This is a genomic window from Kitasatospora sp. NPDC059795 (genome assembly GCF_042732175.1).
GTDB lineage: Bacteria > Actinomycetota > Actinomycetes > Streptomycetales > Streptomycetaceae > Kitasatospora.
The window spans coordinates 19,066-34,526 of record NZ_JBHWID010000022.1 but is presented as its reverse complement, the minus strand read 5'-3'; the positions used below and the strand labels follow the sequence as shown (position 1 = coordinate 34,526).

Genomic DNA, 15,461 nt, shown 5'->3' with positions numbered 1-15,461 from the left:
TCAGTCCTCCGCCAGGAAGCCGGACCTGCGGCGCAGCAGGAGCGAGGTGAACGCCATCGACAGGGCGAACAGGACGACCGCGACGACGCACGCCGAGCCGTAGTCGTAGTGCTGGAAGCCGAGGTTGTAGACCATCTGCGGCAGCGTCCAGGTGGAGCCGGACGGGTAGCCGGGATCGAACTGCTGCCCGGAGCCGCCGATCACGCCGGAGGCGACCTTCCCGGCGACGATCGCCTGCGTGTAGTACTGCATGGTCTGGATCACCCCGGTGACCACCGCGAACATCACGATCGGCGAGATGTTCGGCAGGGTGACGTACCGGAACCGCTGGAAGGCGCTCGCGCCGTCGAGCTCGGCCGCCTCGTACTGCTCCCGGGGGACGTCCAGCAGCGCCGCCATGAAGATCACCATCAGGTCGCCGATGCCCCACATGGCGAGCAGGGTCAGCGCCGGCTTCGACCAGGACGGGTCGTTGAACCAGCCCGGCTGCGGCAGGCCGAGCTCGCCCAGCAGGTGGTTGACCGGGCCGGTGCCGGGGTTCAGCAGGAACGCGAAGGCCATGGTGGCGGCCACCGGCGGGGCCAGGTACGGCAGGTAGAAGGCGGTGCGGAAGAACCCGGCGCCGCTCTTCACCTTGGTGATCAGCATCCCGATGCCGAGGCCGAACACCACCCGCAGGCTCACCATCACGACGACCAGCCACAGCGTGTTGCCCAGGCCCGTCCAGAACGGCGGGTACTTGGTGAAGACGAAGTCCCAGTTCTGCAGTCCGGAGAAGCTCGGCGGGAGGAACCCGTCGTAGCTCATGAACGAGAAGTAGACCGTCGAGACCAGCGGGTACAGGAAGAAGAACCCGAACCCGACCAGCCACGGGGACAGGAACGCCAGCGTCCTGACCCGCTCCCGGCGGCGCTTGGCCCGCAGCGCCGGCGGGACGGGGGAAGTCACCAGTGCCATGGCGCGCCCGTCACTTCTTCGCCTGGTTGACGGCGTCGTCGATCTCCTTGGCGGTGGCCGTGAGGCCCGCCTTCAGGTCGGTCTGCTGGCCGGACTCCACCTCGAAGCTGAAGTTCTGCAGCGAGATCTGGTAGGCGCCGCCGTTGATGCTGGCCGGGGTGGTGGAGGAGTTCGGGTTGCGGGCGATGTCCAGGAAGGTCCTGGAGTTGGCGTCGACCTGAAGCTTCGGTGAGTCCAGCGCGGCCAGGGTGCTCGGCACGTTGTGGATGGCGTTGGCGAAGGACACCACCGCGTCGGTGTCGGTGGTCAGGTACTTGACGAACTCCCAGGCGGCGGTGCGCTTCCGGGAGTTGTTGGCGACGCCGATGATGGTGCCGGTCTGGTAGCCGCGCCCGTAGGTGGAGGCGAGCTCGTCGGGGACGGGGAACGGCGCGGTCGCCCACTCGAAGTCCGGCTTGTCGTCGGCGAGCGCGGCGGTCCGCCACTCGCCGTCCATGCTCATCGCGACCTGCCCGGTGGTGAACGGATTCTTCGCGCTGTACTCGTCGCCGAAGCCGGTCCGGTACTTCTCCAGCTTCTCGAACCCGCCGAGCCGGTCGACGAGTTGCTTCTGCCAGGTCAGCATCGCCGTCACGGTCGGGTCGGTGGCCACGGTGGACCTGCCGTCCGGGCCGAACCAGGTGGAGCCGTACTGGCCGAGGTAGTGCGCGATCGGCGTCTCGTAGCCGTGGTAGTTCGGCATGAAGCCGAGCTGCTGGTAGGAGTCGCCGGACGGGATCGTCAACCGGACGGCGTCCTCGGCGAGTTCACTGAAGGTCTTCGGCGGGCCGCTGATCCCGGCCTTCGCGAAGGCCGTCTTGTTCCAGAACAGGCCGTAGGCGTCGCCGAGCAGCGGCAGCGTGCACTGGTTGCCCTGGTACTGGCTGTACTGGAGCATCGCCGGCGGGAAGGTCTTCGCCGGGTCGATGCCGTCCTTCTTCAGCAGCGGCCCGAGGTCGGCGAACACGTGCGAGGAGCAGAACTTCCCGACGTTGTCGGTGCTGAACGAGGACACCACGTCCGGCGCGTCCGGGCCGCCGGCCCGCAGCGCCTGCTCGCTCTTCTCGTCGGCGATGTCCCCCCGCACCTTGACGTGGATGTTGGGGTGCAGCTTCTCGAAGGCGGCGACGTTGTCGTTGATCGCCTTCACCTCGTTGTCCTGGTTCCAGCCGTGCCAGAAGGTGATCGTCACGTCCTGCCCGGCCGCCGAACCGTCCTCCGCGCCACCGGAGTCGGTGCCGGTGCAGGCGGAGGCCAGGAAGGCCGTGCAGAGCGCGGCGGCGAGCGCGGCCAGCGGGCGGCGGCGGGCGAGCGGGGAGCTGCGAGTGGTGTCCACGGGATGGCACTCCTGACGAGGGTACGGGCGAAGCCGGTGGGTCCGGCGCCCGTGCGGGGGGAGGGAGCGGGTTCGTGCGGATCGGACTGCGGATCTGACGGGGGAGCGGAGGTGCGGAGCGGAGGTGCGGAGCGGAGGTGCGGAGTGGGCGTGCGGAGCGGAGGTGCGGGCGGGAACCTTTCAGCGGGTGCTGAACAGGGCGTCCCGGGTGGTGGCCAGCGCGCGCTGCAGCGCACCGGCGAGGACGGGGGAGCCGGGCAGCGCGGACAGCCTGACCTCCGGGCGGGGCAGCGACATCCGGCCCAGCGCCTGCTGGACCAGCTCCCGCAGGCGCTCGCCGCCCGCGGTCGGGGTGCCGCCGGAGAGCACCACCAGTTCCGGGTCGACCACCGAGGCGATCACCGCCAGCCCGACCGCCAGGCGCTCGGCCAGCTCCGCCAGGAACGCCTCGCCCCCGGGGGCGTCCAGGGCCGCGGCCACCGCCTGCGCCGCGTCGGCCCCGCGGATGCCGTGCGCCCGGGCCAGCGCCAGCACCGCCGGCTCGCCGGCCAGGTCCTGGTAGCCGCCGGTGTGCTTGCGGCGGGCGCTCACCGTCACCGGCGCGTCCGGCACCGGCATGTAGCCGACCTCGCCCGCGCCGCCGGTGAAGCCGCGGTGCAGGCGGCCGGCCAGCACGATCGCCGCGCCGATGCCCTCCTCGGCCCACAGCAGCACGAAGTCCTCGCAGCCGGCCGCCGCGCCCACGGACTGCTCCGCCACCGCCGCCAGGTTGACGTCGTTCTCGATGGTCACCGGCGCGCCGATCGCCGCGGCCAACTCCTCGGTCAGGCGCGGCGAGTGCCAGCCCGGCAGGTGCGAGGCGTAGCGGAGCTTGCCGGTCACCGGGTCCGGAGCGCCACCGATCCCTATCACCGCCTCGCGCAGCGAGCCCGGCGGGAGCTGCGCGCGGCGCACCGTCTCGGCGACCGCCTCGGCGACCCGCGGGACCGTCGTCGCCGCCGGCCAGCCCTTGCAGGACACCTGGTGCTCGGCCAGCGTCACCCCGGTGATGTCGGCGACCGCGACCCGCACCGTCGTGCTGGTCACGTCCAGGCCCGCGACGTACCCGGCCGCCGGATTCACCTGGTACAGCTGGGCGTTGGGCCCCGGCCCGCCCGCGGTGGTGCCCACCGGGACCACCAGCCCCGCAGCCTCCAGCCGGGCCAGCAGCTGGGACGCGGTCGGCTTCGACAGGCCGGTCAGGCTGCCGATCTGGGTGCGGGACAATGGGCCGTTGGCGAGCAGTAGTTCCAGTGCGGCGCGGTCGTTTATGGCCCGGAGCAGGCTGGGCGTGCCGGCCAGGGGGTTACGGGATCTGTTCGGGGTGGTCACAGGCCCGATCATCCTCCATCCGGTGACACCGACGCGGCCGACTGTTAGGAAAGTTTCCAATCGGCGCGCCGCGATGTCAACGGTCGGGCGCGCGTTCGTTTCGGGGGCGTGCGGCGAGGTGTCGGCCGCCCCTTGCCTGACGCATCGTCAGGTCTGCTGCCAGGCAGTCGTGTTGCCCCGAACGGGTGAAACGGAGGGCGGTGTTCCGAAGACTTCACGGGACCGCTACTCTCCGTCCCATCGTGTGTGCCTTTCCGGGGGAGGGGCGCGCGACAGGAGGAGGGGAGAACGTGCAACTCAAGAAGAACGGATACCGGCGCACCGCCGCACTGGCGGCGTTACTCGCGACCGGGATCGCCACGGGCCCGGCGGTGTCCGCGCCGGCCGCCACCGCCGACGGGTCGGTGACGGTGCGGGTGGTCCGCGCGGTGGACGAGAGCGGAACGTACAGCACGGTGCTGAACCCGGGCCTGGCCGGGGTCACCGTCACCCTGACCGGCGAGGACGGCGCGGTGCGCACCGGCGTCACGGCCGCCGACGGCACGGTCACGCTGACGCCCGCCAAGGCGACCGCCAGCGGCAAGTACCGGGTGGAGGTGGTCAATCCGAAGCCGGGCGTGCTGTACCCGGCGTTCGCCTCCCGCGAGGGCCTGGCCGGTGCGCCGGACAAGCTGAGCAGCAACGAGGAGTTCGTCGACCTGTCGGCGGGCAAGCAGGCCAGCGTCACCACCGGCCTGTGGAACCCGTCCGACTACTGCCAGAAGAACGCGCCGCTGGCCACCGCCTGCCAGCCCTCGGTCGCCGAGCCCGCCACCCGGCGGACCCTGCTCAGCGCCCCGTACGAGTCGCGCGGCATGAACAAGGACGTCACCGACATCGCCACCAACGGTGACACCGGCAACGTCTTCGGCATCGCCTGGAACCGCGAGGACCGGCGGCTGTTCAGCTCCGCCCAGGCCAAGCGCGACGCGCCCTACGGCCCCGGCGGCCCGGGCGCGATCTACGCCACCGACCCGGCGACGAAGACCACCAAGCTGTTCACCACCGTCCCCGATGTCGGCGCCACGCCGCACACCGCGGGCGGCGACGTCGGCTACCTGACCGCGGCCGGCAAGGAGAGCCTCGGCGGGCTGAAGCTCTCCGAGGACAACCGCGACCTGTACGTGGTCAACCTCAACAACCGCAAGCTGTACCGCTACGACGCCACGGCGGCCACCGTCGAGAAGCCGAAGGCCGTCTACACCATTCCGGCGCCCGACTGCCCGTCGGCGGACGACTGGCGGCCCTACGGCCTCGGCATCCAGGACGGCGTCGGCTACGTCGGCGGCGTCTGTTCCGGCGAGTCCACCCAGAAGCTCGCTGACCTGCGGGCCGTGGTGTTCCCGTTCGACCCGGAGACCGGCAAGTTCGGCGCCGCGGTGCTGAACCAGCCCCTCGACCACCGGGGCACGCCGCCGGCCGTGTGCGGCGGCTACTACTGGTACCCGTGGACCAACGCCAAGCCGGGCACCGGGACGTGCTACTACTACGGGCAGCCCGAGCTCGGCGAGATCGGCTTCGAGACCGACGGCTCGATGCTGCTGTCGTTCCGCGACCGCTACTCGGACCAGACCAGCGGCTCCGGGGTGCCGGGCGCCGAGTTCATCGTCTCGGCCGCCTCCGGCGACCTGAACAAGGCGTGCAAGTCCGGCGACCAGTACGTGCTGGACGTCAACCTCGGCTGCGGGATCACCACCCGCGGCAAGGGCTTCTTCAACACCGAGCGCATCGGTCACGTCTATGCGACCTTCGCGGGCATGGCGCTGTCCAAGGTGGAGAACTCCATCGCCACCTCCGGCTACGACGTGCTGGGGCACGCGTGGTCGGCCGGCACCATGTTCACCCTGCGCGACGGCGCGAAGGACCCGGGTCTGGGCAATGAGCTGTCCAACGGCACCGCCAGCTTCGGCAAGGGCGCGTCGATGGCCGACCTGGAGGTGCTCTGCGACAAGGCGCCGCTGCAGATCGGCAACCGGGTCTGGTACGACCCGGAGCGCTCCGGTCTCCAACTGCCGCAGCAGAAGCCGGTGGCGGGCGCGACCGTCAATCTGTACGACGGCGACGGGAAGAAGGTCGGCACGGCGAAGACCACCGCGCGCGGCGAGTACTACTTCGACGACAGCAACGTCACCGGCGGGCTGAAGCCGAAGACCGCGTACACCGTCCGCCTCGACAACCCGGCGGACTACGCCAAGGGCGGCCCGTTGTACCACTGGGTCCCGACCAAGGACAACGTCGGCTCCAACCGGGCGATCGACTCCGACGGCACCGTCCCCAAGGGCGGAAAGTACGTCGAACGCGCCCTGACCACCGGCGGCCCCGGCCAGAACGACCACACCTTCGACTTCGGCTTCATGCAGCAGCAGGGCGAACTGCGCCTGGTCAAGAACGACCAGGACGGCAAGGCGCTGCCCGGAGCCGTGTTCCAGCTGTGGCGCGAGACCAACGGCGCCGACGGGCTCCAGGCCGACGGCGACAAGGCCGACACCAAGGTCGGCGACCCGTGCACCACCGGCGACGACGGCACCTGCCGCACCGTCACCGACAAGGGCATGTACTACTGGCAGGAGGTCACCCCGCCCAAGGGCTACCAGACCCCGGAACAGCCGGTCCTCGGACCGGTGGTGCTCGACGACGACCACCTGGAGGACGGCGTCAGCACCACGGCCGTCAACAAGCTGATCCCCCCGGCCCCGAGCACCCCGGCCCCGACGCCGGCGCCCACCCAGACGCCGTCGGCGCCCTCGGGCGGCCTGGCCTACACCGGCATGGACGACACCACCCTCACGTACGCCCTGGTCGGCGGCGCGATCCTGGTGACGGCCGGCGCCGGACTGCTGATCGCCGTCCGCAGGCGGCGTACCGGCTGACGCACGGTCAATGACGGACAAGGGCCCCGGAAGCCATCCGGGGCCCTTGCCGTCTCCGCGAGCTGAAGATTCGTCATCTCCGTTACTCAGTCGTGCTGTTGTCCTATCGGGTGAAAACGGAATCATCGCTTCCGAACCGCCGCTGCGACCCGCTAGCCTCCGTCGGAGCGCGCCCCTCCTGGGGGGAGGGGCGCGCCGGAACGAAGGAGAGACGTGCAACCCACGAGACAGCGGCTCCGGCGATCCGCCGCGCTGGCCGCTCTGCTGGCGGCCGGCCTGGCCACCGGCCCGGCGGTGTCCGCACCCGCCGCCACCGCCGACGGGTCGGTGACGGTGCGGGTGGTCCGCGCCGTGGACGACAGCGGGACGTACACCCCGGCGCTGGAGCCGGGCCTGGCCGGGGTCACCGTCACCCTGACCGGCGAGGACGGCGCGGTGCGCACCGGCGTCACGGCCGCCGACGGCACGGTCACGCTGACGCCCGCCAAGCCCACCGCCACCGGCAGGTACCGGGTGGACGTGGTCAACCCTCAACCCGGCGTGCTGTACCCGGCGTTCGCCTCCCGCGCGGGCCTGGGCGCCCCGAACGCGCTGAGCAGCAACGAGGAGTTCGTCGACCTGTCGGCGGGCAAGCAGGCCAGCGTCACCACCGGCCTGTGGAACCCGTCCGACTACTGTCAGCAGAACGCCCCGCTGGCCACCGCCTGCCAGCCGACCCGGACCGAACCGGTCGGCGGGCACACGCTGGTGAGCTTCCCGTACCGGGCCCGCACGTCCAACGGCGGCGCCGCGCAGATCACCGACCTGGCCACCGCCCCGCAGACCGGCACGGTCTTCGGCCTGGCCTGGAACCGCGACGACCGGCGGCTGTTCGGCGCGGCGTTCGCCAAGGCGGGCTCCCCGTACGGCCCGAACGGACCCGGCGCGATCTACGTCACCGACCCGGCCGCGAAGACCACCTCGCTGTTCACCACCGTCCCGGACGCCGGCCCGACCCGGCACGGCGGCGACGACGCCGGGTTCATCGCGGCCCCCGGCAAGGAGAGCCTCGGCGGGATCAAGCTCTCCGAGGACGGCCGCGACCTGTACGTGGTCAACCTCAACAACCGCAAGCTGTACCGCTACGATGCCACGGCGGCCACCGTCGAGAAGCCCAAGGCCGTCTACGCCATTCCGACGCCCGACTGCCCGTCGGCGGACGACTGGCGGCCGTTCGGCCTCGGCATGCAGGACGGCACCGGCTACCTCGGCGGCGTCTGCTCCGGCCAGTCCACCGGCCGGGCCGGCGACCTGCGGGCGATCGTGCTGCCCTTCGACCCGGCCACCGGCACGTTCGGCGTCGCCGTCCTCGACCAGCCGCTCGACCACCCCCGCCTGCAGACCGTCCAGACCAGCTGGAACAAGGACCCGCTCTGCCGGGGCACCGGCTGGTTCCCGTGGACCGACGCCTGGCCCACCGGCACCGACGGCGCGCTCTGCACGGGAACCGCCTTCGCCAAGCCCGAACCGCAGCTCGGCGAGATCGGCTTCGAGACCGACGGCTCCATGCTGCTGGCCTTCCGCGACCGGCTGGCCGACCGCATCTCCGCCGACAACCTGACCGCCCCGGTCTGGGCGAGCGGCGACCTCGACAAGGCCTGCCCGTCCGGCGGCAGGTACGTGCTGGACGTCAACCAGGGCTGCGGCATCGACACGCGCGGCAGCAAGTTCTTCGACGTCCACCGCGTCACCGTCTACCACCCGTACGCCGCCTACGCGGGCCTGGCGCTGTCCAAGGTGGAGCCGTCCATCGCCACCGCCGGCGTCGACCCGGACAACACCACCTACGGCTACGGCCCGCTGTTCACCCTGCGCGACGGCGGCGTCGACCCCGGCGCGGGCCTGCGCCTCAACGACAAGGCGCACCCCACCTTCGGCAAGGGCACCTCGATCGGCGACCTCGAAGTGCTCTGCGACCGCGCCCCGCTGCAGATCGGCAACCGGGTCTGGTACGACCCCGAGCGTTCCGGGCAGCAACTCCCGCAGCAGCGGCCCGCCGCCGGAGTGACCGTCAACCTGTACGACGCGGACGGCAAGAAGGTCGGCACCACCACCACGAACGAACGCGGCGAGTACTACTTCGACAACACCAACGTCACCGGCGGCCTGAAGCCCAACACCGCCTACACCGTGCGCCCGGACAACCCGGCGGACTACGCCAAGGGCGGCCCGCTCCACCACTGGACGCCCACCACCGGCGCCGAACTGGCCCTCACCACCGGCGGCCCCGGCCAGAACAGCCACAGCCTCGACTTCGGCTTCGGCCGCCAGCAGGGCGAACTGCGCCTGGTCAAGAACGACCAGGACGGCAAGGCGCTGCCCGGAGCCGTGTTCCAGCTGTGGCGCGAGACCAATGGCACCGACGGTCTGCAGACCGACGGCTACAAGGCCGACGCCAAGGTCGGCGACCCGTGCACCACCGGCGACGACGGCACCTGCACCCGCCGCGCCGAAGCGGGCGCGTACTACTGGCAGGAGGTCAGCCCGCCCAAGGGCTACAAGGCCCCGGAACAGCCGGTCCTCGGCCCGGTGGTCCTTGACGACGAGCACCTGGAGGACGGCGTCAGCACCACCGCCGTCAACGAGCTGCTCCCGCCGTCCCCGAGCACCCCGGCCCCGACCCCGACGCCCACGGCGGACCCCGCGCCCGCGCCGTCGCAGCCCTCGCAGCCCGCACAGTCCTCGGGCGGCAGCCTGGCCTACACCGGCACGGACGACACCGCCCTCAGGTACACCCTGGTCGGCGGCGCGGCCCTGCTGACGGCCGGCGCCGGCCTGCTGGTCGCCGTCCGCAGGCGCCGCAGCAGCTGATCGGCAGGGACGGAAAGAGGGGCCTCGGGAGTGCGAACTCCCGGGGCCCCTCTCGTCGTCGGCGGCGCGTTACGGCTGCGTCGGTATCGGCTTGGCCGCCAGCGACCGCGCCGAGCTCGGGTCGGACAGCGCGGACGGCGGCAGGATCTCGGGGGCGGCGGCCTGCGCGGGGACGGCGGCGGCCGCCTCCTCCTTGAGCTTGACGCCGGCCAGGTCGAACGCGGCCTTCAGGCGCAGCCGCAGCGCGCGGGAGACCTGCGCGGACTTGCCGGGCGTGCAGCGGGCCTCGATCCGCAGCAGCATCGAGTCGACGGCCACCTCCTCGACGCCCAGCACCTTGACCCGGCCCCAGATCAGCTCGTCGTAGGGCGCTTCCTTGGAGAGCTGGTCGGCGGCCTCGGTGACCAGCAGTTCGATCCGGTCCAGGTCCTCCTTGTAGCCGACCTGGACGTCCACCGAGGCGGTGCCCCAGCCCTGGCTCATGTTGGCGATCCGCTTGACCTCGCCGTTGCGGATGTACCAGATCTCGCCGCCGGACCCGCGCAGCTTGGTGACCCGCAGGCCGACCTCCAGCACGGTGCCGGTGGCGACGCCGGTGTCGATCTCGTCGCCCACGCCGTACTGGTCCTCCATGATCATGAAGACGCCGGAGAGGAAGTCGGTGACCAGGTTCCGGGCGCCGAAACCGATCGCCACACCGGCCACACCGGCGGACGCCAGCAGCGGCGCGAGGTCCACGCCGAGCACCGACAGTGCCATCAGCGAGGCGGTGCCGAGGATGCTGAAGGACGCCACCGAACGCAGCACCGAGCCGATCGCCTCGGAACGCTGCTGGCGGCGCTCGGTGTTGACGACGCCGCTGTTGGCCAGCAGCCCGCCGAGCACGCCGTGGTCGTCGTCCGCCACGGACGGGCGGCCCATCCGGGAGACCAGCTTGTCGATGACCTTGCGGACCACGGCCCGCAGTATCAGCGCGAGCAGCAGGATGAAGACGATCCGCAGCCCGTCGACCAGCCAGCCCTGCCAGTTGTCGTCGAGCCAGCTGGCCGCCTGCCGGGTGGAGTCGGTCACCTCGGCGGCGCTGGTGGGCAGGTTGAAGGTCGGCGGCGTGCTGTCAGGAGGAGAATCGGCGAGCATCGCCCCACTCTAGAGCCTGACGATTGCCTCCCCAGAGGCCCGTTCACCCGCCCGGACGGCCCGTTCACAGAGAAATGGTGGCGTCGTGCCTGGGCGTAAGGCGACACTGAGGGAGATCGCGTCCCGCGAGGGGCACGATCGACCGCTCGACTCGGCGCGAGCCACGCGCCGCAGGCGTCCAAGGAGGCCCCGTGCCGCATGTCCTTGTCCTCAACGCGTCGTACGAGCCACTCGGTGTCGTCTCGATGCGACGCGCACTCATCCTCGTCCTCAACCACAAGGCGATCGCCCTGGAGGACGCGGGAACCACTCTGCACAGCGCCACCAGCGCCGTTCCGGCGCCGTCCGTCGTCAAACTGACCCGTTTCGTCCGGGTCCCCTACCGAGGCCCCGTACCGCTGACCCGGCGTGCGCTGTTCGCACGCGACCACGGGCGGTGCGTGTACTGCGGGGCCGCCGCCACCAGCGTCGACCACGTGATCCCGCGCAGCCGGGGCGGTCAGCACCGGTGGGACAACGTGGTGGCGGCCTGCCGCCGCTGCAACCACACCAAGGCCGACCGGCACCTCGCCGACCTCGGCTGGCGGATGAAGCGCCCCCCGGCCGCGCCCAGCGGCCTGGCCTGGCGGGTCATCGGCACCGGGATCAAGGATCCGCGCTGGCGGCCCTACCTGGAGCCGTACGGCGGCCTCGACCAGTTCCGGGACTTCGAACACCACGACCATACGGAGCTGCCGCCCGCCGTTCCGTCCCCGGTCCGCACCCGTCCCGTCCGCCGCGGCGAGCAGCACGCTCCGCTCTCCGCCTGATCAGACAAGGGCCTGCCCGACACGACATTCGGTACGCCTCATGGGCCGCCGGCGCACCCCTCAGCGGGAGCGTCGGCGGCCCGCCGCGTGCAGGGCGTGACGGCGGCCGGGGCGTGACGGCGGCCGGGACGTGGCGGCGGCTAGGACGTGACGGCGTACACCTCGACGGCGGACAGCGTGTAGCCGTAGCGGCCGGCCCGGCTGACGCCCTGCACCCGCAGGTACTGCGCGCCCGGCGCGTCGAAGCGGACCGTCTCGGTGCCGCCCTGCCCGTTCTCCACCACCGCCACGGTCGTCCACGTCACCCCGTCGGCCGAGGTCTCCAGCCGGTACCGGGAGGCGTACGCGTCGCCCCAGCGCAGCACCGCCGAACCCAGCCGGGCGGCCTGCGGCAGCCGCAGCTGCACCCAGGCGTCGTCCTTCGCGGGGGACGTCCAGGAGGTCTTCGGGTCGCCGTCGGCGATCGCCGCCGCCGGGGTCTTCCCGGAGTCGTCGCCCGAGGAGGACGCGGCGGCGGACCGCGCCAGGTCCGGGCCGCCGGTCGGCGGGACCACGTGCACCAGGAGCTCCTGCCGGACGGTCAGCGTGCCCGCCGTGAACACCACCGGCACCCGGTAGGTGCCCGACGGGGTGTCGGCGGCCGCCGACACCTGCACCGGTGCGCCCGCCCTGCCGCCGCGCGGCACCGTCACCGTCGGGGCCGGGGTCACCGTCAGGCCCTTGGCGACCGCCGGGACCTCCGCCTTCAGCTGGCCGGTCAGCGCGTCCGGGCGGCCGGACTCCACGGTGGCCCGGGTCTGCGACGGGGCGCCGCCCGCCACCGCGTCCAGCGTCGGGTCGGCCAGCGTCACCCGGGCCGCCGGGACGTCCGAGTACCACGGGATGACCTGGTTCACCACCGGGGCCTCGCCGCCGGGACGCCACACCAGGCGGAACGCGTCCACCGGGCCGCCGTCGGCGCGCAGCTCGTTGTAGCCGGGGTGGACCGCGCCGAGGTCGGCCCAGGTGCCGTCCGCGTGGCGCACCTGCGCGGTCGCCTCGGCGCGCACCGTCGGGTCGGTCAGCACGGTGAGCCGGTCCAGCGGGCGGGCCGTGTCCAGCTCCACCGTCAGCGGGGCGTCGCCCACCCGGGGCGGGGCCGCCGCCCGGAACGCGGAGTCCGGGTCGCCCGACAGCACCGCGTCCGGGGACGAACCCGGCACTGCGGGCGGGCCGCTGACCTCGGCGTCCACCGCGCCCGGCGCGACCGCGGTGAACTCGCGCACCGCGACCGCGGTCTTCTGCCCGCCCGTGGAGCGCAGCCGCACCGCCTTGGCGACCGCGCCCGCCGGGGCGTTCACGACCACCGTCCGCTGGTCGTGGACCGTCGCCAGCCGCTGCCAGCCGCCCGAACCGCTGAAGTACTCCAGCACGCCGTCGCGCAGGTAGTCGTCGGCCGCCGAGGACGCGTCCGGGTCGTCGCCCTGGCCGCCCATCAGCACCGTCACGGTGCCCAGCGGCTTCGGGGTGCCCAGGTCCAGGCCGAAGCTGTCGCCGACCTGCGGCGGCGCCGACGACCAGTAGAAGGTCTGCGCGGAGCCGTCCGCCATCAGCGCCGGGCCGTGGTCGTGCGCGGTGCCCAGCGTGGTGGTCGGGGACGCGCCCGAGGTGATGCCCGCCCAGGTGTCGGCGGCCTTCACCGCCCGGTCCAGGAACGGGTCCAGCACGCCCTTGCCGACCGTCACCGGGTTCTGCTCCAGCGCCGAGCGCTGCCGCCCCAGCTCCAGCCGGGCCTGCCAGGCCGCGGTGCCGTCGCCCGCGTGCTGCGCGAGCAGCATGTCCAGCGCCGCCCGGCCCGCCGCGCCGTACGCCGACAGCCGGGACAGCCACGGCGCGGCGTCCGCGCCCAGCGGGTCGCTCGCCAGCGTCTTCGGGGCGTCCGCCATCACCGTGAACGCCTCGCGCAGCGGCTGCGCCGCCTCCCGCAGCTTCGCCTGGTCGACCGGCCCGCCCGAGGCCGGCTCCGCCGCTGCCCAGAACCGCTCCACCAGCGGCGTCAGGTACGCCGACTCCTTGCCGCCCAGCGGCGAGGACGCGCTGTTGCCCGCCAGCGCCGCCACCGCGGCCTGCTGCGCCGGGCCCGCCGTCAGCATCCGCAGCGCCGAGGACATCGACTTCTCCGGCTGGTAGCCGGCCGGCTGCCAGCCGAAGTCGGCGGCCGTGGCCAGCGGGATCCGGGACGCCACCGGCTGGCTCATCGCCGTGGTCAGCAGCACCGCCGAACGCTGCGCCACCTCCGCGTCCCGGCCGCCGTAGCCGCCCAGGAACAGCCGGTCCGGCGCCGAGTCGTTCACCGGGTAGTTGTCCAGCGTCACCAGCGGACGGTCGAACAGCCGCCGGGTGTCGGCCAGTTGGGAGCCCGTCACCTGCTTGGCGATCACCGCGCCGCCGCTCCACACCACCTGCGCCTCGGCGGGCAGCGCCGCCGCCAGCGCCGTCCGGTACGGCGTCGCGCCCTGCTTCTGGAACTCCGTCGGCACCACCGACAGCGGTGCCAGCTCCGGGTGCGGCGCCACCAGGCGCTTCTGCACCGCCGTCGCCACCGCGGCCTGCGCCTTCGCCGCCGCCGCCGGGCCGGTGCCGAACTTCCGCCGGTCCGTGCCGCAGTGCCACTCGTCGTACGAGACGTTCACGAAGTCCAACTGGAAGGCCCGGAAGCCCAGTTGGCGCAGCCCGTCGAGCTTGGCGACCAGCGCGTCCAGGTCCTTGGCGGAGGAGAAGCAGAACGACTGCCCCGGGTTCACCGAGTACGCCAGCGTCACGTGGTTGTCCCGCGCCCGGCCCGCCAGCTCGGTCAACTCCCGCACCTGCTCGGCCGGGTAGGGCTCGGCCCAGCGGCGCGAACGGTACGGGTCGCCGCCCGGCGCGTACAGGAAGAAGTTCTGCTTGGTGCGGCCCAGGAAGTCCACCGTCGCCAGCCGCTGCGCGGCGCTCCACGGCTCCCCGTAGAACGACTCGGCGGTGCCGCGCACCGGCGAGCCGCTCGGCCAGTCCCGCACCAGCACGCCGGGGAAGCCCTTGCCGTCGGCCGCCGCGCCCTGGCCCTGCCCCGCGCCGACCGGCGCCAGCAGTTGCGCCAGCGACTGCGCCGCGTAGAACGTGCCCTCGCCGTCCACGCCCGCCAGCACCACCGCGCCGTACGCGCCGCCCGCCGTCGGCAGCTGACCCGTCGCCAGCAGGTGGCCGCCGGACGGCAGGCCCGCCAGCGGCGGCACCTCGGTGTCCTTCAGGCCCCCCGCCGCCGCGAGCGCCCGCAGCGCCCGGTCGGTCGCCCCGCCCGTGCCCTCGCGCGGGCCGCCCACGAACACCACCAGCGACCCGGCCTCCGGAGTCTCCGGGGCCTCCGGGACTGTCGTCACCTCGGCCGCGCCCGCCCGGGTCAGCAGCGCGCGCACCGCGTCCATCGCCGCCCCGTCCGCGCCGTCCGCCATCACCACCGTCGCCTTGCGGGGCACCGCCACCGGCTTCCCGCCCGGACGCAACTGCTGGGGACGCGGGAACACCTGCGGGTCCGTCAGCGAACCCAGCGGCAGCGGGGCCTCCACCGCGGCCGGGACCTCGGCCTCCGCCGACACCGCCTGCCGGTCGCCCGGCTGCGCCGCGAAGCTCTCGCCCGGGATCAGCAGCCCGCCGACCACGGCCGCCGCCGACAGCGTCGCCGCCAGCCGCAGCGCGCTGCCGCGCCGGCCCGCCCGCCGCTCGGCGCGCACCGACGCCAGCAGCGGGTCCGTGCCCTTGATGTCCGCGATGAACCGGTCCGCCGCCTTCGGCGCCAACTGGCGGGCCGTCCTGGCCGCCACCTGGCGCGCCGTCAGCGCCGCCGGGTGGTGCAGCACCTCACGCAACGCCGCGCTCTGCTCCAACTGCTGACGCAGCCGACGCCCGGCCGCCACCGACACCCGTGCCCGCACCGGAGCCTCCTCGCCCGAACCGCCAGCTCACCGGCCCCCACAGCCCGCCCCGGCCCCCCGCGGCCATCCGGCCCGACCAGCCCATCAGCTCTCCGCGTCCCTG

Annotated in this window: 8 protein-coding genes; 3 read left to right on the top strand and 5 right to left on the bottom strand. The window is 73.1% G+C overall.

Annotated elements, in window-relative coordinates:
* From ACFV4P_RS31890 to ACFV4P_RS31880, 3 genes are all read right to left on the bottom strand, one after another.
* The gene (locus ACFV4P_RS31890) at nt 1–957 is read right to left on the bottom strand and encodes a carbohydrate ABC transporter permease (protein WP_380476981.1); all 957 of its coding nucleotides are present in this window, start codon (nt 955–957) and stop codon (nt 1–3) included.
* 10 nt (nt 958–967) lie between these two features.
* A complete protein-coding gene (locus ACFV4P_RS31885) occupies nt 968–2,332 on the bottom strand; it encodes an ABC transporter substrate-binding protein (RefSeq protein WP_380476979.1) in 1,365 nt (454 codons plus the stop codon).
* A gap of 180 nt (nt 2,333–2,512) precedes the next feature.
* Nucleotides 2,513–3,715, bottom strand: coding sequence for an ROK family transcriptional regulator (locus ACFV4P_RS31880; RefSeq protein WP_198953417.1), 1,203 nt, complete (start codon nt 3,713–3,715; stop codon nt 2,513–2,515).
* A gap of 278 nt (nt 3,716–3,993) precedes the next feature.
* Here ACFV4P_RS31880 and ACFV4P_RS31875 point away from each other — a divergent pair, with 278 nt between their 5' ends.
* Together ACFV4P_RS31875 and ACFV4P_RS31870 are read left to right on the top strand one after the other, a co-directional pair.
* The gene (locus ACFV4P_RS31875) at nt 3,994–6,612 is read left to right on the top strand and encodes an SdrD B-like domain-containing protein (protein WP_380476977.1); all 2,619 of its coding nucleotides are present in this window, start codon (nt 3,994–3,996) and stop codon (nt 6,610–6,612) included.
* 213 nt (nt 6,613–6,825) lie between these two features.
* Nucleotides 6,826–9,462: an SdrD B-like domain-containing protein gene (locus ACFV4P_RS31870; RefSeq protein WP_380476975.1), complete on the top strand. Its 2,637-nt coding sequence runs from the start codon at nt 6,826–6,828 to the stop codon at nt 9,460–9,462.
* Between the two features lie 69 nt (nt 9,463–9,531).
* Here the strand turns inward: ACFV4P_RS31870 and ACFV4P_RS31865 are convergent, their stop codons facing one another.
* Entirely contained in the window at nt 9,532–10,599 is a 1,068-nt protein-coding gene (locus tag ACFV4P_RS31865; RefSeq protein WP_380476973.1) for a mechanosensitive ion channel family protein, read from the bottom strand.
* A gap of 191 nt (nt 10,600–10,790) precedes the next feature.
* On the opposite strand from ACFV4P_RS31865, the gene ACFV4P_RS31860 reads away from it, so the two are divergent.
* Nucleotides 10,791–11,408 carry an HNH endonuclease gene (locus ACFV4P_RS31860; RefSeq protein ID WP_083647247.1) on the top strand — a complete coding sequence of 206 codons (618 nt, stop codon included), beginning with the start codon at nt 10,791–10,793 and terminating at the stop codon, nt 11,406–11,408.
* 140 nt (nt 11,409–11,548) lie between these two features.
* Here ACFV4P_RS31860 and ACFV4P_RS31855 read toward each other — a convergent pair whose 3' ends face one another.
* Nucleotides 11,549–15,358, bottom strand: coding sequence for a beta-N-acetylglucosaminidase domain-containing protein (locus ACFV4P_RS31855; protein WP_380476971.1), 3,810 nt, complete (start codon nt 15,356–15,358; stop codon nt 11,549–11,551).
* Nucleotides 15,359–15,461: the final 103 nt, after the last annotated feature.